Source organism: Streptomyces sp. DH12, from assembly GCF_020873895.1.
Classification (GTDB): Bacteria; Actinomycetota; Actinomycetes; order Streptomycetales; family Streptomycetaceae; genus Streptomyces.
The window spans coordinates 30,192-50,549 of record NZ_JAHWGT010000009.1 but is presented as its reverse complement, the minus strand read 5'-3'; the positions used below and the strand labels follow the sequence as shown (position 1 = coordinate 50,549).

At 73.8% G+C, this 20,358-nt stretch carries 17 protein-coding genes; 10 read left to right on the top strand and 7 right to left on the bottom strand.

Annotation, left to right across the window (positions count from 1 at the left end):
* Window positions 1–82: 82 nt before the first annotated feature.
* The gene (locus LPA54_RS10310; protein WP_228976092.1) at window positions 83–1,756 is read right to left on the bottom strand and encodes a protein kinase; all 1,674 of its coding nucleotides are present in this window, start codon (window positions 1,754–1,756) and stop codon (window positions 83–85) included.
* 312 nt (window positions 1,757–2,068) lie between these two features.
* On the opposite strand from LPA54_RS10310, the gene LPA54_RS10305 reads away from it, so the two are divergent.
* A complete protein-coding gene (locus LPA54_RS10305; RefSeq protein ID WP_228976089.1) occupies window positions 2,069–3,835 on the top strand; it encodes a protein kinase in 1,767 nt (588 codons plus the stop codon).
* A gap of 111 nt (window positions 3,836–3,946) precedes the next feature.
* Here LPA54_RS10305 and LPA54_RS10300 read toward each other — a convergent pair whose 3' ends face one another.
* Window positions 3,947–4,993 (bottom strand): phosphotransferase, encoded by a 1,047-nt coding sequence (locus LPA54_RS10300; protein WP_228976087.1) that lies wholly within the window; start codon window positions 4,991–4,993, stop codon window positions 3,947–3,949.
* 467 nt (window positions 4,994–5,460) lie between these two features.
* Here LPA54_RS10300 and pdhA point away from each other — a divergent pair, with 467 nt between their 5' ends.
* The 5 genes from pdhA (at window position 5,461) to LPA54_RS10275 (ending at window position 11,349) form a co-directional block, all read left to right on the top strand.
* The gene (gene pdhA / locus LPA54_RS10295; protein WP_228976084.1) at window positions 5,461–6,654 is read left to right on the top strand and encodes a pyruvate dehydrogenase (acetyl-transferring) E1 component subunit alpha; all 1,194 of its coding nucleotides are present in this window, start codon (window positions 5,461–5,463) and stop codon (window positions 6,652–6,654) included.
* A 2-nt stretch (window positions 6,655–6,656) separates the two neighbouring features.
* Window positions 6,657–7,637 (top strand): alpha-ketoacid dehydrogenase subunit beta, encoded by a 981-nt coding sequence (locus LPA54_RS10290; RefSeq protein ID WP_228976081.1) that lies wholly within the window; start codon window positions 6,657–6,659, stop codon window positions 7,635–7,637.
* A 30-nt stretch (window positions 7,638–7,667) separates the two neighbouring features.
* A complete protein-coding gene (locus LPA54_RS10285) occupies window positions 7,668–9,119 on the top strand; it encodes a dihydrolipoamide acetyltransferase family protein (protein ID WP_228976353.1) in 1,452 nt (483 codons plus the stop codon).
* Between the two features lie 245 nt (window positions 9,120–9,364).
* A complete protein-coding gene (locus LPA54_RS10280; protein WP_228976080.1) occupies window positions 9,365–10,024 on the top strand; it encodes a GntR family transcriptional regulator in 660 nt (219 codons plus the stop codon).
* Window positions 10,021–11,349 (top strand): nitrate/nitrite transporter, encoded by a 1,329-nt coding sequence (locus tag LPA54_RS10275; protein ID WP_228976077.1) that lies wholly within the window; start codon window positions 10,021–10,023, stop codon window positions 11,347–11,349. The genes LPA54_RS10280 and LPA54_RS10275 overlap by 4 nt, the downstream gene beginning before the upstream one ends.
* 72 nt (window positions 11,350–11,421) lie before the next feature.
* Here LPA54_RS10275 and LPA54_RS10270 read toward each other — a convergent pair whose 3' ends face one another.
* Window positions 11,422–12,246, bottom strand: a complete 825-nt coding sequence (locus tag LPA54_RS10270) for a maleylpyruvate isomerase family mycothiol-dependent enzyme (RefSeq protein ID WP_228976076.1) — start codon at window positions 12,244–12,246, stop codon at window positions 11,422–11,424.
* Between the two features lie 176 nt (window positions 12,247–12,422).
* Here LPA54_RS10270 and LPA54_RS10265 point away from each other — a divergent pair, with 176 nt between their 5' ends.
* The 3 genes from LPA54_RS10265 (at window position 12,423) to LPA54_RS10255 (ending at window position 15,529) form a co-directional block, all read left to right on the top strand.
* Window positions 12,423–13,238, top strand: a complete 816-nt coding sequence (locus tag LPA54_RS10265) for a carbon-nitrogen family hydrolase (protein WP_228976073.1) — start codon at window positions 12,423–12,425, stop codon at window positions 13,236–13,238.
* Window positions 13,239–13,243: 5 nt separating this feature from the next.
* Window positions 13,244–13,627 (top strand): VOC family protein, encoded by a 384-nt coding sequence (locus LPA54_RS10260; protein WP_228976071.1) that lies wholly within the window; start codon window positions 13,244–13,246, stop codon window positions 13,625–13,627.
* 66 nt (window positions 13,628–13,693) lie between these two features.
* Window positions 13,694–15,529 (top strand): NHL domain-containing thioredoxin family protein, encoded by a 1,836-nt coding sequence (locus tag LPA54_RS10255; protein WP_228976069.1) that lies wholly within the window; start codon window positions 13,694–13,696, stop codon window positions 15,527–15,529.
* 119 nt (window positions 15,530–15,648) lie between these two features.
* On the opposite strand, the gene LPA54_RS10250 is transcribed toward LPA54_RS10255, so the two are convergent.
* The 3 genes from LPA54_RS10250 to LPA54_RS10240 all read right to left on the bottom strand — a co-directional run bounded on the left by LPA54_RS10250 (window position 15,649) and on the right by LPA54_RS10240 (window position 17,726).
* Complete coding sequence (locus LPA54_RS10250; protein ID WP_228976066.1) at window positions 15,649–16,023, bottom strand: hypothetical protein; 375 nt, start codon at window positions 16,021–16,023, stop codon at window positions 15,649–15,651.
* 85 nt (window positions 16,024–16,108) lie between these two features.
* A complete protein-coding gene (locus LPA54_RS10245) occupies window positions 16,109–16,348 on the bottom strand; it encodes a hypothetical protein (RefSeq protein ID WP_228976064.1) in 240 nt (79 codons plus the stop codon).
* A gap of 82 nt (window positions 16,349–16,430) precedes the next feature.
* Window positions 16,431–17,726, bottom strand: coding sequence for a M18 family aminopeptidase (locus LPA54_RS10240; RefSeq protein ID WP_228976063.1), 1,296 nt, complete (start codon window positions 17,724–17,726; stop codon window positions 16,431–16,433).
* Window positions 17,727–17,830: 104 nt separating this feature from the next.
* Here LPA54_RS10240 and LPA54_RS10235 point away from each other — a divergent pair, with 104 nt between their 5' ends.
* Window positions 17,831–18,319, top strand: coding sequence for a DUF6083 domain-containing protein (locus LPA54_RS10235; protein ID WP_228976060.1), 489 nt, complete (start codon window positions 17,831–17,833; stop codon window positions 18,317–18,319).
* Between the two features lie 159 nt (window positions 18,320–18,478).
* On the opposite strand, the gene LPA54_RS10230 is transcribed toward LPA54_RS10235, so the two are convergent.
* Window positions 18,479–20,305: an acyl-CoA dehydrogenase gene (locus LPA54_RS10230; RefSeq protein WP_228976058.1), complete on the bottom strand. Its 1,827-nt coding sequence runs from the start codon at window positions 20,303–20,305 to the stop codon at window positions 18,479–18,481.
* Between the last annotated feature and the right edge of the window lie 53 nt (window positions 20,306–20,358).

Here is a 20,358-nt window from a genome sequence, read left to right as displayed (position 1 = left end):
GCCAGCCGACCCGCACCGCGCGGAGCCGGAGCGCCCCGGGCACCCAGCCGGGCACCCAGCCGCCCCGCCCCGGGGGGTGCCGTTACTGCCCCGGGTCCCCCGTGGCGACCGTCAGCTCGAAGGTCTGGTTGCCCGGCACCACGGCCGCGCCCTCGCGCGGGAACTGCTGGATGACCTGGTCCTCGGCGTACAGGGGGTCGTCGACCTCCTTGATCTGGTACTTCCAGCCCGCGGCCTGGATGCACTCCTTCACCGAGATGACGTCCTTGTAGATGAAGCTGGGGGCGCGCACCTTCGCCGGGTCGTTGGTGTCCTCCTGTGCCTCCGAGCATTCCGTCGCCTTGATCGTCCGGTAGCGCTCGGGCGGCTTGTGGCCGGCCGCCGCCGGTGCGGAGGCCGTGGAGCCGGCCTGGCCGCCCGTGCCCCCGGCGCCCGGGTCGTCGTCCTCCTTCAGGGAGAGGGCGACGATGACGCCGGCGACGGCGATCAGCGCGACGAGGGCGGCGCCCACGACCATCGGCATGTTCCGCCGGCCGCCACTGCCGCCGCCCGTGCCCGGACCGCCGACGACGACGGGCCCGCCGGGGTACGTCACCGGGCCGGGCGCCGGGGTCTGGTAGGCGGGTGCCGGGGTGTGGGCCTGGTGCGGGTAGCCGTACGCGGCCGGGGCGGGCGCCGGTGTCGGCGGGCCGTACGGGCCGGGGGTCGGCGCGGGGGCCTGGTACGGGGTGTGGACACCGCCGTGCGGGACGGGCTGGGGGTTCGCCGCGTCCAGCGGCGGGAACACCGCGGAGCCCACGCCGGAGCCGCTGTTCGCGGGGGCGCCGGAGACGATCACCGGGGCGCCCGTCTGCCCGGCGTTCAGGACGCGCAGGCACTCGTCGCGCATGGCGGCGGCGCTCGGGAAGCGCTCGTTCGGGTTCTTCTTCAGCGCCCGCGCCACCAGCGCGTCCATCGCCGGGGTCAGCGAGCGGTTGATGGTGGAGGGCGCGACCGGCTCCTCCTGCACGTGCGCGTACGCGATGGCCAACGGCGAGTCGGCGTCGAAGGGGAGCCGGCCCGTCAGCAGCTGGAACAGCATGATGCCGACCGAGTACAGGTCGGAGCGGGCGTCGACGCCGCGGCCCAGGGCCTGCTCGGGGGAGAGGTACTGCGGGGTGCCGACGACCATGCCGGTCTGCGTCATCGACGTGACGCCGGACTGCATGGCGCGGGCGATGCCGAAGTCCATGACCTTGACCACGCCGCGCTTGGTCACCATCACGTTGCCCGGCTTGATGTCGCGGTGGACCAGGCCCATCTCGTGGCTGGTCTCCAGCGCGGCGAGCACGTCCGCGGTCACCTTCAGGGCCTGGTCGGCCGGCATCGCCCCGTGGTCGCGGATGTCCGCGGCGAGCACCGAGCCGAGCGGCCGGCCCTCCACGTACTCCATGACGATGTACGGCATGACGCCGGCGTCGCCCATCGACGGGTCGGAGAAGACGACCGTGTCCTCGCCGGTGTCGAAGACGGAGACGATGTTGGTGTGCTGGAGCTTGGCGACGGCCTGCGCCTCGCGGCGGAACCGTTCGCGGAACGACTGTTCCCGGCCGAGTTCCGTGTGGAGGGTCTTGATGGCCACCTGGCGGTCCAGGGCGCTGTCGTAGGCGAGGTACACCGAGGCCATGCCGCCCTCGCCGAGCAGGTCGCGCAGCTGGTACCGGCCGTTCGCCACGGAACCGCCGGCATAGCGGCCCTGAGCGCCGTCCTGGCTCATCGTGCTTCCCCCTACGCGCGCGCGTGCCCGCGGTGATCCGTACTGACGCGGCCCAGTCTGCCCCAGGCCACCGACACGTCAAGCCGGGTGCCCGTTCCGTGACCGTACGCGGTGGAAGCGTCTCGGAAGCGTTACGTGAACCGCATCGAATTTGCACGGGCGTACACCGAACCGATTGGATGGCCGGTCCATCCCGAACCGCCGCGCCGCGCGGAGGCTGTAGCGTGACGTGGCGAAGTACCCCTTGGGAGACGGCGGCACACCGCTCGCGGGCACAGCGCGCGGACGGCAACGGAAATGACGGCGAGGACGATGGCACCCGGATCCGAAGCAGGTGGCGGCGGAGTGTCGGACGACGGAGCGTCGGGGCGCCGGGAGGCCGTCGAGTTCGGCGAGGGCGGCATGGTCGGCGACGGCCGCTACCGGCTGACCCACCGCCTCGGCCGCGGCGGCATGGCGGAGGTGTTCGCCGCGGAGGACGTGCGGCTCGGCCGCACGGTCGCGGTGAAGCTCCTGCGCGCCGACCTGGCGGAGGACCCGGTCTCCAAGGCGCGCTTCACGCGCGAGGCGCAGTCGGTCGCCGGCCTGAACCACCACGCGATCGTGGCGGTGTACGACTCCGGCGAGGACGAGGTGGGCGGCCAGGCCGTGCCGTACATCGTCATGGAGCTGGTCGAGGGCCGCACCATCCGCGAGCTGCTGGTCAGCGCGGAGGCACCGCCGCCCGAGCAGGCCCTGATCATCGTGTCGGGCGTCCTGGAGGCGCTGGCGTACTCGCACCAGCACGGCATCGTCCACCGCGACATCAAGCCGGCGAACGTCATCATCACGCACGGCGGCGCGGTCAAGGTGATGGACTTCGGCATCGCCCGCGCGCTGCACGGGGCGTCCACGACGATGACGCAGACCGGCATGGTCATGGGCACCCCCCAGTACCTGTCGCCGGAGCAGGCCCTCGGCAAGGCCGTCGACCACCGCTCCGACCTGTACGCCACGGGGTGCCTGCTGTACGAACTGCTCGCGTTGCGCCCGCCGTTCGTCGGCGAGACGCCGCTGTCGGTGGTGTACCAGCACGTCCAGGACATCCCGGTGCCGCCGTCCGAGGTCTCCGACGCGGCGCCGCCGCCGGAGCTGGACGGGCTGGCCATGCGGGCCCTCGCGAAGGACCCGGACGACCGGTTCCAGAGCGCCGAGGAGATGCGCGGGCTGATCCAGTACGCGCTGCGCATGCTCCAGGAGCAGGGCGGCCACACCGGTACCTGGAGCACCGGCCCGGTCGGCGGGCACGACGGCGGTCCGTCGCCGCTCGGCGGCGTCGCGGCGACCGCGGTGATGGCCGCGGCGACGGGCGGTCCCGGGGGCGCGGCGACGCCGGGGCGGCCCGGCCACGCGGTCCACCCCGTGCACGGGGACACCTCGCAGGGCCCGATCCTGCCGCCGCGCAACCCCGACGACGGTGGCTACGCGGCCGGCTACGGCGGGCACGGCGGCGGTGGGGGCGGCGGGCGCGGCAAGGTGCTGCTGTTCGTCGCGTTCGCGCTGATCGCGATCGTGGCGGGGGCCGCGTACGCCCTCAAGGTCGGCGACTCCCCCGGCGGCGGTCCCGGTACGAAGCCGAGCACCTCGCCGAAGCCGTCCGTCAGCAGCAGCACGACGCCCTCGCCGTCGCCCTCGGCGTCGGAGGAGGAGCAGGAGCCCGACACCTCGACGGGCGGCGACCACTGGCAGCCGCAGCCCTCGTGGAAGCCGAGGCCCCCGACGTACAGCCAGGACCCGTCGCCCTCCAGCGGGGGTACGGGCGGCAGCACGGGTTCGACCGACGGCACCACCACCGGCGGCGAGACCGACCAGGGCACCACCGAGGGCAACACCACCGAGGGCTCCACCGACCAGGGGACCACCGAGGGCGGCGGCTCCACCGGCTCGACGGACCAGGGCACGACCGACGGCGGCGGCACCACCGGTTCCACGGACGGCAGCGGTGGCGGCGACACCGGGGGCACCACGACGGGCGGCGGCCAGCAGGGCGGCACGTCGACGGGGACCACCTCGACCACGGGCTCCACGACGGGCGGCTGAACGGGCGACTGAGCAGGCGGCTGAACGGGCGACTGCGCGGCCGGCTGAACGGGGCACCGCGCGGCCGGCTGGACGGCCGGCACCGGGCCCCGGCCGCCGGCCGCGCCCCGGTCAGCCCGTGAAGGCGTCGCGTACCGCCTCGTACTCGCGGGTCCACCACACCGCCAGGGCCGACACCGCGGGGAACTGCGGGTCGGCCCTGCTGTCGTGCAGCTGGTAGCGCCAGCGCAGTATCCAGAAGTCGTTGAGCCGCTCCCACCACACGCGGTGCACCGCGGCCGCCAGCTCCGCCGCGTCGACCCCGGCGGCGCGGCGGTACGCGCGCGCGTACGCCCGCACCTTCGCCAGGTCCAGCCGCCCGGTCGGCTGCACGTAGAAGATCATCGCGGCCCGGACGGCCTCCTCCGCGCGGGGCTGCACGCCCAGCCGGTCCCAGTCGACGATCGCGGCGGGTTCGGCGCCCCGGTACAGCAGGTTCAGCGGGTGGAAGTCGCCGTGGACCCAGCCGCCCGTCGCGGGCGTCGCGGGGGCCGGGCGGCGGTGGGCGTGCTCCGCCAGCAGCCGGCGCCGCTCGGTCAGCCGGTGCTCGGCGAGCTCGTCGAAGGCGACCCGGTGGCGGCGGGCGCGGGCCAGGGCCAGCAGTTCGTCGATGAGCCGGAGCGTGTCCTGCGGGTCGGCGCTGCCGTAGTCGCGGCCCGCGGGGTGGGCGCGGGTGGCTCCCATGACGCGCTCCAGACACGTGTGGACGAACCCGAGGAGCGTGCCGAGCCGCCGGGAGCCCGCCTCCGTCAGCTGGGCGCCGTCGCGGTGGCGGCCCTCCACCCACGGGTGCAGGGCGTAGCAGTGGCCGCCGAGGAGGGCGACCGTGCGCCCCTCGGCGTCGGGGAGCGGCGGGGCGACGGGGACGCCGAGGGCGTGCAGGCGCTGGGTGGCCCGGTGCTGGCGGGTGATGGTCGCGCGGTCGGAGGTGGGGGCGTCCAGGTGCTGTTTGAGGAAGTACGTGCCGCGCGTGGTGGTGAGGCGGTAGCCCCGGTTCAGCAGGCCCTGGGTGACCGGTACGCAGGTGAGGGGCTCGCCGTGCGGCGGATAGCGGCGCAGGAGGGCGCTCACGGGGGGTGCGGGGGGCGCACAGTGGCGGGGGGCGGGGACGTGGGGCACGTCGGGGACGGTGGGCGGGACCGTCAGGGAGGCGGGCGGAGCCGTTACAGATGAGCGCGGCACTTGCCAGATGTTAGATCACTATCAGATGACCCGCGTCACATCGCCTGTCCGTCAACTCTTCCCGAGCCCGGGGTGCGCGGGATAACGTGCCGGTGTTCCGGCGGCCTGCGAGGCTGTCACCCCGTGTTCCCCGTGTTTTTCCGCAGGCCTCGCCGGCGGTGTGACCAGGCGTTGTCCCCACATTTCTCGATTTACTTGGAAATCCAAGCAAAATCGCAGGTCAAATGGGGTTTCGCAGGAATGCGGCGCACTGGGTAACGTGCCTGTGACAGGGTGCTCGCCGGGGCAACTGTCACGCCTGTTCCCGGTCGCGAGAGCACCCACCCCGTGCACGCGACGGATCCAGGCGAGCCGCACTGGTACCCGGCGGACCCCGGGGGCCGGACAGACGGAGGAGCACGCACGTGACCGTGGAAGGCACTGCCGCGCGCAAGCCGCGACGCAGCAGCGGCACCAGCACCGGCGGCACCGGCACCGGTGCCAAGCGCGCAACGCGCGCCGCGAGGAAGCCGCAGAGTTCGCACTCCGAGCCGCCGCTCGTACAGCTGCTGACGCCCGAGGGCGAGCGCGTCCAGCACCCCGAGTACGACGTCGACCTCGGCCCCGATGAGCTGCGCGGGCTGTACCGGGACATGGTGATGACCCGCCGTTTCGACGGCGAGGCCACCGCCCTCCAGCGCCAGGGCGAGCTGGGCCTGTGGGCCTCGCTGCTCGGGCAGGAGGCCGCGCAGATCGGCTCCGGCCGGGCCCTGCGCGACGACGACTACGTCTTCCCGACCTACCGCGAGCACGGCGTCGCCTGGTGCCGCGGGGTCGACCCGACGAACCTGCTCGGGATGTTCCGCGGCGTGAACCACGGCGGCTGGGACCCCAACAGCAACAATTTCCACCTGTACACGATCGTGATCGGCTCGCAGACGCTGCACGCCACCGGCTACGCGATGGGCGTGGCCAAGGACGGCGCCGACTCCGCGGTCATCGCCTACTTCGGCGACGGGGCGTCCAGCCAGGGCGACGTCGCGGAGGCGTTCACCTTCTCGGCCGTGTACAACGCCCCGGTCGTGTTCTTCTGCCAGAACAACCAGTGGGCCATCAGCGAGCCCACCGAGAAGCAGACCCGCGTACCGCTGTACCAGCGCGCGCAGGGATTCGGCTTCCCCGGTGTCCGCGTCGACGGCAACGACGTCCTGGCCTGCCTGGCCGTGACCCGTTCGGCCCTGGCGCGGGCCCGCCGCGGCGAGGGCCCGACCCTCGTCGAGGCGTTCACGTACCGCATGGGCGCCCACACCACCTCGGACGACCCGACCCGCTACCGCCACGACGACGAGCGGGCGGCGTGGGAGGCGAAGGACCCGATCCTGCGCCTGCGCCGCTACCTGGAGGCCCAGGGCCACGCCGACGCGGCCTGGTTCGACGGTCTGGAGGCGGAGAGCGAGGCGCTCGGCAAGCGCGTCCGCGAGGCGGTGCGCGCCATGCCCGACCCCGACGACATGTCGATCTTCGAGAATGTCTACGCCGACGGGCACGCGCTCGTCGACGAGGAGCGCGCGCAGTTCGCCGCGTACCAGGCGTCGTTCGCGGATGGCGAGGTCAAGTGATCATGGCGGTGCAGAAGCTTCCCCTCGCGAAGGCGCTCAACGAGTCGCTCCGCAAGGCCCTGGAGACCGACCCCAAGGTCCTCGTCATGGGCGAGGACGTCGGCAAGCTCGGCGGCGTGTTCCGGGTGACCGACGGGCTGCAGAAGGACTTCGGCGAGGAGCGGGTCATCGACACCCCGCTCGCCGAGTCCGGCATCGTCGGCACGGCGATCGGCCTGGCCCTGCGCGGCTACCGGCCCGTCGTGGAGATCCAGTTCGACGGGTTCGTCTTCCCCGCGTACGACCAGATCGTCACGCAGCTGGCGAAGATGCACGCGCGGGCCCTCGGCAAGGTCAAGATGCCGGTCGTCGTGCGCATCCCGTACGGCGGCGGCATCGGCGCGGTCGAGCACCACAGCGAGTCGCCCGAGGCGCTCTTCGCGCACGTCGCCGGCCTCAAGGTGGTCTCGCCTTCGAACTCCTCGGACGCCTACTGGATGCTCCAGCAGGCCATCCAGAGCGACGACCCGGTGATCTTCTTCGAGCCGAAGCGGCGCTACTGGGACAAGGGCGAGGTCGACACCGAGGCCATCCCGGGCGAGCTGCACAAGGCGCGCGTCGTGCGCGACGGCACGGACCTGACCCTCGCGGCGTACGGCCCGATGGTGAAGGTCTGCCTGGAGGCGGCCGCGGCCGCCGCCGAGGAGGGCCGCTCCCTGGAGGTCCTCGACCTGCGCTCGGTCTCCCCGCTCGACTTCGACGCCGTGCAGGCGTCGGTGGAGCGGACGGGGCGGCTCGTGGTCGTCCACGAGGCGCCGGTGTTCTTCGGTTCGGGCGCGGAGATCGCCGCCCGGATCACCGAGCGGTGCTTCTACCACCTGGAGGCCCCGGTGCTGCGCGTGGGCGGATACCACGCGCCGTACCCGCCGGCCCGGGTGGAGGAGGAGTACCTGCCGGGTCTGGACCGGGTGCTCGACGCCGTCGACCGCGCGCTGGCGTACTGAGGAGGACACCCCGTGATCCGCGAGTTCAAGATGCCGGACGTCGGCGAGGGTCTCACCGAGGCCGAGATCCTCAAGTGGTACGTCCAGCCCGGCGACACCGTCACCGACGGCCAGGTCGTGTGCGAGGTGGAGACGGCGAAGGCGGCGGTGGAGCTGCCGATCCCGTTCGACGGCCTGGTGCACGAGCTGCGCTTCGCCGAGGGGACGACCGTCGACGTCGGCGAAGTGATCATTTCCGTGAACACGGCCCCCGGTGGGGCGGCGCCGCAGGCGCCCGCCGCACAGGAGGCCCCCGTCCCGGCACCGGCCCAGGCCGCGCCCGCCGCGGCCGCGCCCGCACCGGCGCAGGCCGCCGCCGAGGAGGACGAGCCGCAGGGCCGCCAGCCGGTCCTCGTCGGCTACGGCGTGGCCGCGTCGTCCACCAAGCGGCGCCCGCGCAAGCAGGCCGCCGCCACCGGTGCGGCGCCCGTCGCGCAGGCGGCGGTGCAGGGCGAGCTGAACGGCCACGCGCCGGCGCCCGTGGCGCCGGTCCCGCAGGCCAAGCCGCTGGCCAAGCCGCCCGTGCGGAAGCTGGCCAAGGACCTCGGCGTCGACCTGGCGACCGTCGTCCCGACCGGCCCCGACGGGATCGTCACCCGCGAGGACGTGCACAAGGCGGCCGCCCCCGCGCAGCCGCCCGCCGCCGTGTCCCCGCAGGCCACCGCGGTGGCCGCCGCCCCCGTCGCGGCGGAGCCCCGACCCGCGGCGGCCGCCCCGGCGGCCGAGCCCGTCGCGGCCGGCGCCCGGGAGACCCGCGTGCCGATCAAGGGCGTGCGGAAGGCCACGGCGCAGGCCATGGTCGCGTCGGCGTTCACCGCGCCGCACGTCACCGAGTTCGTCACGGTCGACGTCACCCGCACCATGCGGCTCGTCGAGGAGCTGAAGGCGGACCGGGACATGGCGGGGCTGCGGGTCAACCCGCTGCTGCTCGTCGCCCGGGCCCTGCTGGTCGCGATCCGCCGCAACCCCGAGGTCAACGCCTTCTGGGACGAGGCGGCCCAGGAGATCGTGGTCAAGCACTACGTCAACCTGGGCATCGCGGCCGCCACCCCGCGCGGTCTGATCGTGCCGAACATCAAGGACGCGCACGCCAAGACCCTCCCCGAACTGGCGTCCGCGCTCGGCGAGCTGGTCGCCACGGCCCGCGAGGGCCGGACCACGCCGGCGGCCATGCAGGGCGGCACGGTGACGATCACCAACGTCGGCGTCTTCGGCGTCGACACCGGCACGCCGATCCTCAACCCCGGCGAGTCGGCGATCCTCGCCGTCGGCGCGATCAAGCTCCAGCCGTGGGTCCACAAGGGCAAGGTCAAGCCGCGCCACGTCACCACGCTGGCGCTCTCCTTCGACCACCGCCTGGTCGACGGCGAGCTCGGCTCGAAGGTGCTGGCCGACGTCGCGGCGGTACTGGAGCAGCCGAAGCGCCTCATCACCTGGGCGTGACGGCGGCCTGACGGCGGCCCGGCCACCCGCGCCGGACCGCCGCCGCCCACCCCGGCATCCCGCCGCCCGCAGGCCCCGGACGCACCACGCGCCCGGGGCCTGCGGCCGTCCGGCCGGGGCCGTCCGCGCTCCGGGGCCGTACCCCGCCGGGCCGTACCCCGCCGGGGCGTGAGCCGGGCACGCCGGGCGTGTCCACATCATGGACACGCCCTTTGGTGCAACGTACTTGTATCTAAGCTGTGCGCATGCCGTCCGCCGCCCCCGCTCCCCCTTCGCCGCCCGCCGCCGAACGCGTCTACGCCCACGTCAAGCAGGCGGTCCTCGACCGCCGCATCGAGGGCGGCACGCTCCTCACCGAAGGGGAGCTGGCCCAGGCCGTCGGCGTCTCCCGCACCCCGGTGCGCGAGGCCCTGCTGAAGCTGGAGATGGAAGGGCTGCTGAAGCTCTACCCCAAGAAGGGCGCCCTCGTCCTCGCCGTCTCCGCCCAGGAGATCGCCGACGTCGTCGAGACGCGCCTCCTCGTCGAGGAGTTCGCCGTCCGCAGGGCCGTACCGCTGCCCGCGCCGCTCCTGGGGCGGCTGGAGGAGCTGCTGGACGAGCAGCGGCGCCACGCGCACGACGGCGACCTGCGCGCGGTCGCCGTCGCGGATCGCTGCTTCCACGCCGAGATCGTGCGCCACGCCGGCAACCAGATCCTCTCCAAGCTCTACGACCAGCTCCGCGACCGGCAGCTGCGCATGGGCGTCGCCGTCATGGAGGCCCACCCCGACCGCATCGCGAAGAACATCGCCGAGCACGCCGAGATCCTGGCGGCCCTCCGCGACGGCGACGCCGAGCGTGCCGCGCGGTGCGTGCACGCCCACGTCAGCCGGGTGAAGGTGCTGGTCCGGGGTGAAGACCGGTGAGTTCGCCCGCCTCGCCCCGCCCGGTCCCGCCGCCGCCCGCCGCGCCCCCGCCCGACCCGCCGGGCGGCCGCCGCGCCGTCCTCGTCTGGGGCGTCGGCGTCCTGGTGTACCTGGTCGCCGTCGTCTTCCGCACCTCCCTCGGCGTGGCCGGGCTGGACGCCGCCGACCGCTTCCACGTCAACGCCTCGGCGCTGTCCGCGTTCTCCATCCTCCAGCTGCTCGTCTACGCCGGCATGCAGATACCCGTCGGCCTCATGGTCGACCGGCTCGGCACCCGCCGGGTGTTGACGCTGGGCATCGTGCTGTTCACCGCGGGGCAGCTGGGCTTCGCGCTCTCCCCCTCGTACGGCACGGCCCTCGCCGCCCGCGCGCTGCTCGGCTGCGGCGACGCCATGACCTTCATCGCCGTGCTGCGCCTGGGCAGCCGCTGGTTCCCCGCCCGCCGCGGCCCGATGATCGCGCAGGTCGCGGGGCTCTTCGGCGTCATCGGCAACCTCCTGTCGACGATCGTCCTCGCCCGCCTGCTGGGGGAGCTGGGCTGGACGGCCACCTTCGCCGGCAGCGCCGGGGCCGGCGCGGTCGTCCTGGTCCTCGTCCTGCTCTTCCTGAAGGACCACCCCGAGGGCGCCGCCCCGAAGCCCGTCCCGCACGGCGGAGCCGCCTACGTACGGCACCAGATCGCCACCGCCTGGCGGGAGCCCGGCACCCGGCTCGGGATGTGGGTGCACTTCACCACGCAGTTCCCCGCCATGGTCTTCCTGCTGCTGTGGGGGATGCCGTTCCTCGTCGAGGCGCAGGGCCTGTCGCGGGGCCGGGCCGGCGAACTGCTCACCGTGGTGGTGCTCTCCAACATGGTGGTGAGCCTGGTGTACGGCCAGCTCATCGCTCGCCACCACCGGGCCCGCGCCCCCCTGGCGCTCGGCACCATAGGGGCCACGGCCCTCGTGTGGGCGGCCACCCTCGCCCACCCTGGCGCCCACGCGCCGATGTGGCTCCTGGTCACCCTCTGCCTGGTCCTCGGCGCGTGCGGTCCCGCCTCGATGATCGGCTTCGACTTCGCCCGGCCCGCCAACCCGCCGGAGCGCCAGGGCACCGCCGCCGGCATCGTCAACATCGGCGGGTTCACCGCGTCGATGACGACGCTGTTCGCCGTCGGCGTCCTGCTGGACGCCACCGGCGGCGACTACCGGGTGGCGTTCTCCTCGGTCTTCGTCCTCCAGGCGCTGGGCACCACCCGGATACTGCGCCTGCGCGCCCGCACCGCCCGCCGCGAACGCGAACGGCTCGTGGCGAGCCGCGTCGAGGCGGTGCACGTCCCGGTGTGAGGCCGGCGCCCGCCGCCGTCAGGCACCGTCACCGCCGCCGCCGAGCGCCGGCCGGCGCCGCCACCGCCCCGGTCAGGGCGTGACGGCGAAGTTCGCGAGGATCGCGGCGGCCAGCTCCTCGTCGCCCTCGACCTTCAACCGGTCCCGCACGGCGGCCGGCCGCACCCGCCCGCAGGCGAGGCGCACATACGTCTCCCAGTCCGTCGCCAGCGTGACGGCCGGCCCCAGCGACGGCGCGCCGTCCACCGTGCCGCGGCCCTCCGCGTCGACCCGCACCGTGCGCAGGAACTCCACCGGGCCGCTGACGTCGAAGACGACCGCGGTGTTCGGCGGCGCCCCGGCGTCCTTCGCGACGACCTTCGGCAGCACGGCGAGGAGGCTGTCCCGCACCACGTACGCGCCCGGCGAGTCGAGGTTGCCCGGCCGGTCCAGCGCCACGCGCAGGTCCTGCTCGTGCACCCAGGTGTCGAACGCCCGCATCCGGTAGGCGACTTCGAGGCTCTGCTCCGCGCCCAGCGGGGCCCGCACGAGCGTGTCGGGGGAGCGGCTCTCGTTGCGCAGCATTCGCGCCCGGCGGATCAGGACGTACTCCAGCTCCGCCGTCATCTCCGGCGCCGTGTGGTGCCGGCGCACATCGACCTGCATCTCCATGTAGCGGGCGAAGTCACTGCGCACGTGGTACAGATCGCGCGGCAGGGAGTGAATCGGCCGCGGGTCGCCCAGCATCTCGCACTCCAGGCCGATCACGTGGGAGACGATGTCCCGGACCGACCAGCCGGGGCACGGGGTGGCGCGGTTCCACTCGCCCTCGACGAGCGACTGCACCAACTCGGCTATCGCCTCGACGGAGTGGGTCCAGGCGTCGGCGTAGGTCTGGAGGCTGGGATGGACGGTCACGGGACCCCTCGTGCGGCTTGGTACGCGGGCTGGGTGCTGTGTGTCTGCCGGGGGGCCGGGCCCGGGGGCGTTCCCCCGGGAGGAAACAGTACGCTCCCCGCCTGCCCCTCGGCAGTGCTTTCGTGTGACGATCGTAGGCCCGTATTGACGGCCTCAACGCCCAGGACGGTGGTAGTGTGCGCGCCTCTCTGATCCAGATCGCGGTCAACCCGGACGAAACGGTCGACGCCCGAAGGCGCCGCGCGGCGGCGCTCGTCCGCGAGGAGTCGGCGTCGGACCTCGTGGTCCTGCCGGAGCTGTGGACGGTCGGCGCCTTCGCGTACGAGTCGTTCGCGGCGGAGGCCGAGACGCTGGACGGGCCGACCCGCGAGGCGATGGCGGAGGCGGCGGCCGGGGCGCGGGTCTGGCTGCACGCCGGCTCCATCGTGGAACGCGCCCCCGAGGGCCTGTACAACACCTCCCTCGTCTTCTCCCCGGACGGCACGCTGGTGCGGACGTACCGCAAGATCCACCGGTTCGGCTTCGACCAGGGCGAGGCGGTGCTGATGTCCGCCGGCGACGAACCGGCCGTCGCGCCCTGCCCCAAGCTGCCGTTCGGCCTGGCGACCTGTTACGACCTGCGCTTCCCCGAGCTGTTCCGGAACCTGGTGGACGCCGGCGCCCACGCGTTCGTCGTGCCGGCCGGCTGGCCCGAGTGCCGCCGCGAGCACTGGTCCCTGCTGGCCCGCGCGCGGGCGGTGGAGAACCAGGCGTACGTCCTGGCCTGCGGCACGGCGGGCACGCACGCGGGCGTGGAGCAGGCCGGCCACAGCGTGGTGGTCGACCCGTGGGGCGAGGTCCTCGCGGAGGCGGGCCGCGGCGAGGAGGTCCTCGTCGCGGAGGTGGACCCGGCGCGCGTCCCCGCGACCCGCGACCAGTTCCCGGCCCTGAAGGACCGCGTCCTCGGCCTGCCCCTCCCCCCGGCGCCCGCCGCCCGCCGAGAGGGACGGTGACGGCCGTGGCGTGCCGCATCAGCGAACTCGTCCTCGACGCCGCCGACCCCGACCGGCTGGCCGCCTTCTGGAGCGACGTCCTCGGCTACGTCGAACTGGAGCGGGAGGCGGACGGCAGCGTCGCGATCGGCCCCCCGGACACCGGCTTCGGCGGCCCGCAGCCGGTCCTCGTCTTCGGCCCGACCGGCGACCCCCGGCCGCGCAAGCTGCGGCTGCACTTCGACGTCAACGCCACCGACCGCGACCAGGACGCCGAGCTGGAGCGCCTGCTCGCCCTCGGCGCGCGCCCCGCGGACGTCGGCCAGAGCGGCGCGGAGAGCTGGTACGTCCTGGCCGACCCGGAGGGCAACGAGTTCTGCCTGCTGCGCACCCGGCTGAAGCCCCTGTGACCACCGGGGCGTGAGGGGCGGGACGGCCGTGGCGGGCCGCTCCCGCCCGGATGGCAAGCTTGAAGGATGAACGATGCTGCCCCGGCGCCCGCCCCCGCGCCCCGCCGTGCCCGTGTCCGCGCCCCCGAGCTGATCGGCAAGGGCGGCTGGCTCAACACGGGAGGAACCGCACTCACCCTCGCCGACCTGCGCGGCAAGATCGCGATTCTGGATTTTTGGACGTTCTGCTGCATCAACTGCCTGCACGTCCTCGACGAGCTGCGGGAGCTGGAGGAGAAGCATCGCGACACCGTGGTGATCGTCGGGGTGCACTCGCCGAAGTTCGTGCACGAGGCCGAGCACCAGGCCGTCGTCGACGCCGTCGAGCGGTACGGGGTGGAGCACCCGGTGCTGGACGACCCGGAGCTCGCGACGTGGAAGCAGTACGCCGTGCGGGCCTGGCCGACGCTGGTGGTGATCGACCCCGAGGGGTACGTGGTCGCGCAGCACGCCGGCGAGGGGCACGCGCGGGCGCTGGAGGCGCTGGTGGCCGAGTTGGAGGCGGAGCACGGGGCGAAGGGGACCCTGCGGCGCGGGGACGGCCCGTACGTGGCGCCCGAGCCGGTCGCCACGCACCTGCGCTTCCCCGGGAAGGCGCTGCTCCTGGAGTCGGGCAACCTCCTGGTCTCCGACACGACCCGGCACCGGCTGGTCGAGCTGGCCGCCGACGGGGAGACGGTGGTGCGGCGGTACGGCGACGGTGAGCGCGGGCTCGTCGACGGCGGCGCGGGGACGGCGCGGTTCAGCGAGCCGCAGGGGATGTGCCTGCTGCCCGACGGGCGGGTGGTCGTCGCCGACACGGTGAACCACGCGCTGCGGGCGCTGGACCCGGTGACCGGTGAGGTGTCCACGCTGGCCGGGACGGGCGCGCAGTGGATGCAGGGCCGGCCGACGTCGGGGGCGGCGCGTGAGGTGGCGCTGTCGTCGCCGTGGGACGTGGCGTGGTGGCGGGGGCGCGTGTGGATCGCGATGGCGGGCGTGCACCAGCTGTGGGCGTACGACCCGGAGGCGGGCACGGTGGAGGCCGTCGCGGGTACGACGAACGAGGGACTGGTGGACGGTCCGGCGGGCGAGGCGTGGTTCGCGCAGCCCTCGGGGCTGGCCGCGACGGAGGACCGGCTGTGGGTGGCGGACTCGGAGACGAGCGCGCTGCGGTGGGTCGACGCGGACGGCGCGGTGCACACGGCGGTGGGGACGGGGCTGTTCGACTTCGGCCACCGCGACGGGGACGCGGGGCAGGCGCTGCTCCAGCACCCGCTGGGGGTGACGGCGCTGCCGGACGGCTCGGTGGCGGTGTGCGACACGTACAACCACGCGCTGCGCCGCTTCGACCCGGCGAGCGGTGAGGTCAGCACGTTGGCGACGGACCTGCGGGAGCCGAGTGACGCGGTCCTGGTCGGCGGGGACGTGGTGGTGGTGGAGTCGGCGCGGCACCGGTTGACGCGGCTGCGGCTGCCGGAGGAGGCGGTGCGGGTGGACGCGGTCGCGCACCGCACGCGGCGCGAGGCGACGGAGGTGGCGCCCGGGTCGCTCCGGCTGGACGTGGTGTTCCGCGCGCCGGCGGGGCAGAAGCTGGACGAGCGGTACGGCCCGTCGACGCGGCTGCTGGTGTCGGCGACGCCGCCGGAGCTGCTGGCGGCGGGCGCGGGGACGGGCACGGACCTGTTCCGGGAGCTCGAGCTCGACCCGTCGGTGCCGGAGGGCGTGCTGCACGTGTCGGCGATGGCGGCGTCGTGTGACGACGACCCGGCGAACGAGTACCCGGCGTGCCATGTGCACCAGCAGGACTGGGGTGTGCCGGTGAAGGTGGTGGAGGGCGGCGCGAGCCGTCTGCCGCTGATCCTGGCGGGCCTGGACGCGTAGCGGGCGGCGTACGTCGGGGCCGGCTTCGCGGAGGGGTGCGGCTCCGGGGCCGGTTCGCGGAGGGCGTCGGCCGCGTGGCCGGCTCGCGCGCGGTTGTCGGCCGCGCGGCCGGCGCCTCGTCAGCCGCCGAGGAGTCCCTGGTGGCCGGAGGGGCGCCCGGCGGCGCCGTCGAGGCAGCCGGCGATCCACCGGTCGGGTGCGAGGGCGGCCTTCTCGCCGGCCAGGCCGTCGCGTAGCAGGCGGGCGCAGCCGCCGTGGAGCAGGTCGCGCACGCGTTCCCCGGTCAGGTCGCGGTGGCGGGTGCGCAGCCCCTGGACGTACCCCGACTCGTAGGCGATGTCGTCGCCGAAGGGCGGGCGTTCGTGGTACGTGGAGATGCCCGCGCCGGCGAGGACGAGCAGGGTGGCCAGTCCGGCCGCGCCGGCGGCGAGCAACTTCCCTCGGGACGGCCCCCGATGGCGTACGGGGGCCGTTCGGTGTTCCGGCAGAACCATGCCCACACGGTGTCACCGGGGTCCTTTCGCGGATGTTTCCGCGTGGGCGCCGGGGGCGTGGTGGGCGTCGTCGTGCGGTCGGCGCTCAGAGTCCGCGGCCGTCGTGGCCGTAGGGGTCGGTGGTCTCGACGACGGTCGGCGCGACCGGCGGTACCACCGCCCTGCGCCGTCGCAGCACGCTGCTGTAGACGGCGACGCCGATGAGGCCGACCGCCATCATGATGAGTCCTGCCACGTCCAGGTTGAAGCCGCTGGCTTCCCAGTCGGTCGCGAACGTGAGGATCGCGCCTCCCGCGATGAGCAGTAGGCAGCCGCCCAGGCCCATGATGTGCCTCCTCGTTCCTCTCCTTGGTGCCGAGACCTCACGGGTACCCGCTGCGGGCGCCGCAACGCCTCGGCCGGTGAGGTCACTTGAGGAAGGCGACGAGGGCGTTGGCGAGGAGGTACGGGTCGTCGGCGCCGCAGAGCTCGCGGGCGCTGTGCATGGAGAGGCAGGCGACGCCGATGTCGACGGTGCGGATGCCGTGCCGGGCGGCGGTGATGGGGCCGATGGTGGTGCCGCAGGGCAGGTCGTTGTTGGAGACGAAGGTCTGCCAGGGCACGTCGGCCTCCTCGCACGCCGCGGCGAAGACCGCGCGGCCGCTGCCGTCGGTGGCGTAGCGCTGGTTGACGTTCACCTTGAGGATGGGGCCGCCGTTGGGGCGGGGGTGGTGCGTGGGGTCGTGCCGTTCGGCGTAGTTGGGGTGGACGGCGTGGCCGACGTCGGAGGAGAGGCAGACGGTGCCGGCGAAGGCGCGGGCGCGGTCCTCGTAGGTGCCGCCGCGGGCGTGGACGGATCGTTCCAGCACGGTGCCGAGGAGGGGGCCGTGGGCGCCGGTGTCGGACTCGGAGCCGTTCTCCTCGTGGTCGAAGGCGGCGAGGACGGGGATGTGCGCGGGTTCGGTACCGGCGGTGGCGACGGCGGCGAGCGCGGCGGCGCCGGCGTGGACGGAGAGCAGGTTGTCCAGGCGGGGGGCGGCGAGCAGTTCGCGGTCGCGGCCGAGGTAGGCGGGCGGCTCGACGGAGTGGACCATGAGGTCCCAGCCGGTGACGTCCTCGGCGTCGAGGCCGGCGCCGTCGGCGAGGAAGCGGATGAGGTCGCCTTCGCGGACGTCGTCGCCGAGGCCCCAGATGGGCTGCATGTGGCGCTGGCGGTCCAGCTTGAGGCCGTCGTTGGCGCCCCGGTCGAGGTGGATGGCGAGCTGCGGGACGCGCAGCAGGGGCCGGTCGACGTTCACCAGCCGGTGGGTGCCGTCGCGGAGGCTGAGGCGGCCGGCGATGCCGAGGTCGCGGTCGAGCCAGGAGTTCAGCAGGGGGCCGCCGTAGATCTCGACGGCGACCTGGCGCCAGCCGTGCGCGCCGCTGTCGGGGCGGGGCTTGACGCGGAGGTTGGGGGAGTCGGTGTGCGCGCCGACGACGCGGAAGGGGGTGTGGGGGGCGGCGCCCTCCGGCACGTACCACGCGATGATCGCGCCGCCGCGGACGACGTACCGGCCGCCGGTGGTGCCGTCCCACGCGGCGGTCTCCTCGACCTGCCGGAAGCCGGCCTTCTCCAGGCGCTCGGCGGCGGTCGCCACGGCGTGGTACGGCGAGGGGCTGGCCGTGAGGAACGTCATCAGGTCGTCGGTGTGGCCGCGGTCGAACCGGGTGGGAGAGCTGCTCATGCCCACACCATACGGGCGGGCGCGGGGGCGGGCGCAGGGGTTCGCGGCGGGGCGTTGTCAGTGGTGACTGGGAGCATCGAGGGCGATACACCGTCGACCGACGCGTGACCGGAGGTGCACTGGTGGAGACGGAGAGGACAGCGGCCGCCACGCCGACGGCCGGGCCCGCCTGCGCGGCGTGCGGGGCTCCAGGCGGGCAGTGGAGCGCGGCCCTGCTGATGCCGCTGTGCCCGGACTGCACGAGGGCGGGGACGGGTTCGCCCGACCGGGACCCGGTGCGGCTGGGGGAGGTCCTGCCGGTGACGGCGGCGGCGCTGCGGGCGTCCGGGGGGCTGCCGCGGGTGCCGCCGCCGCGCACGGGCCCGGTGATGACATGCCGGTACTGCGGGGGCCGGGCGCGCTGGCACCGGACGACGGGCGACCGGTGGGTGGCGATGGAGCCGGGCGCGCGGCCGGTGGCGGGGGTGCCGCGGGGGCGGCGCTGGTACATAGCGGGGGACGGCACGGCGGTGCATCTGCGGGGCGCCGTCCCGTCGGACACGTGCCGGGTGAGCCACTTCGACGTGTGCCCGGCGCGGGCGCAGGCGGGCTGAGGCGCGAGGGCCGGGGCCGGGCGGGCTGGGGCGCGCGCGGACCGCGGCTCGGACGGGCCGCGCTCCGGGGTGGGGGCGGGGCCGGAACGGCGGACGGCCCGCTCCCCCGGACCGGACCGTCCGGGGGAGCGGGCCGTCAGGCCGCGCGGGAAGGGAGGCTCAGAAGGCCGCCTCGTCCAGCTCCATGAGGGAGTTGTCGACGCCCTCGGCGATGAGGCGCTCGGTGGCGACGCCCGGCAGGACGTTGGCCGCGAAGAACTTCGCCGCCGCGATCTTGCCCTGGTAGAAGGCCCGGTCCTTGGCGGAGGCCGTCTCCAGCTTCTCCGCCGCCACGGCCGCGCCGCGCAGCAGGAGGTAGCCGACGACGACGTCACCGGAGGCCATCAGCAGGCGCGTGGTGTTGAGGCCGACCTTGTAGATGTTCTTGACGTCCTCGCCCGTGGCGGTGAGGTCGGTCAGCATCGTGCCGACGATCGCCTCCAGGTCGACGGCCGCCTTGGCGAGCGCCTCGCGGGCGCCGGCCAGCTCCTCGCCGCCGGTGCCGACCGCGAGGAACTTCTTGATCTCCTCGGAGAGGGCGTTCAGGGAGGCGCCCTGGTCGCGGACGATCTTCCGGAAGAAGAAGTCCTGGCCCTGGATCGCCGTGGTGCCCTCGTAGAGGGTGTCGATCTTGGCGTCGCGGATGTACTGCTCGATCGGGTACTCCTGGAGGTACCCGGAGCCGCCGAAGGTCTGGAGCGACTGGGCGAGCTGCTCGTAGGAGCGCTCGGAGCCGTAGCCCTTCACGATCGGCAGGAGCAGGTCGTTCAGGCCGATCAGCGCCTTGGCGTCCTCGCCGGCCGCCTCCTTGACCTGGATCTCGTCCTGGACCGCGGCGGTGTACATGACGAGGGCGCGCATGCCCTCCGCGTACGCCTTCTGCGTCATGAGCGAGCGGCGCACGTCGGGGTGGTGCGTGATGGTGACCTTGGGCGCGGTCTTGTCCATGAAGTTCGCCAGGTCGGGGCCCTGCACGCGCTCCTTGGCGTACTCCAGCGCGTTCAGGTAGCCCGTGGACAGGGTGGCGATGGCCTTCGTGCCGACCATCATCCGGGCGAACTCGATGATGCGGAACATCTGGCGGATGCCGTCGTGCTTGTCACCGATGAGCCAGCCCTTGGCGGGGTGCTTGTCGCCGAAGGTCATCTCGCACGTGTTGGACGCCTTGAGGCCCATCTTGTGCTCGACGTTCGTGGCGTAGACGCCGTTGCGCTCGCCCAGCTCGCCGGTCTCCCAGTCGAAGTGGTACTTCGGGACGAGGAACAGCGACAGGCCCTTGGTGCCCGGACCGGCACCCTCGGGGCGGGCGAGGACGTAGTGGAGGATGTTCTCCGACATGTCGTGCTCACCGGACGTGATGAAGCGCTTCACGCCCTCGATGTGCCAGGAGCCGTCCTCCTGCTGCACGGCCTTGGTGCGGCCGGCGCCGACGTCCGAGCCGGCGTCCGGCTCGGTGAGCACCATGGTCGAGCCCCACTGCTTCTCGACGGCGATCTCGGCGACCTTCTTCTGCGCCTCGTTGCCCTCCTCGAAGAGGATGCCCGCGAAGGCGGGGCCGGAGGAGTACATCCACACGGCCGGGTTCGAGCCGAGGATCAGCTCCGCGTACGCCCAGATGAGCGACCGCGGCGAGGTGGTGCCGCCGATCTCCTCCGGCAGGCCCAGGCGCCAGTACTCGGAGTCCATGAACGCCTTGTAGGACTTCTTGAACGACGCCGGGATCGGCGCGGTGTTCGTCTCCGGGTCGAAGACCGGCGGGTTGCGGTCGGCGTCGGTGAAGGACTCGGCGAACTCGTTCTCCGCGAGGCGGCAGAGCTCGTCGAGGACGCTCTTGGCGGTCTCGACGTCCATCTCCTCGAACGGACCGGTGCCGTACACCTTGTCGCGCCCGAGCACCTCGAAGAGGTTGAACTCGATGTCGCGGAGATTCGACTTGTAGTGCCCCATGGCGACGGCTCCGTAAGGGATCGGGAGGCAGGTTCCTCGTGCAGCTACCAGTT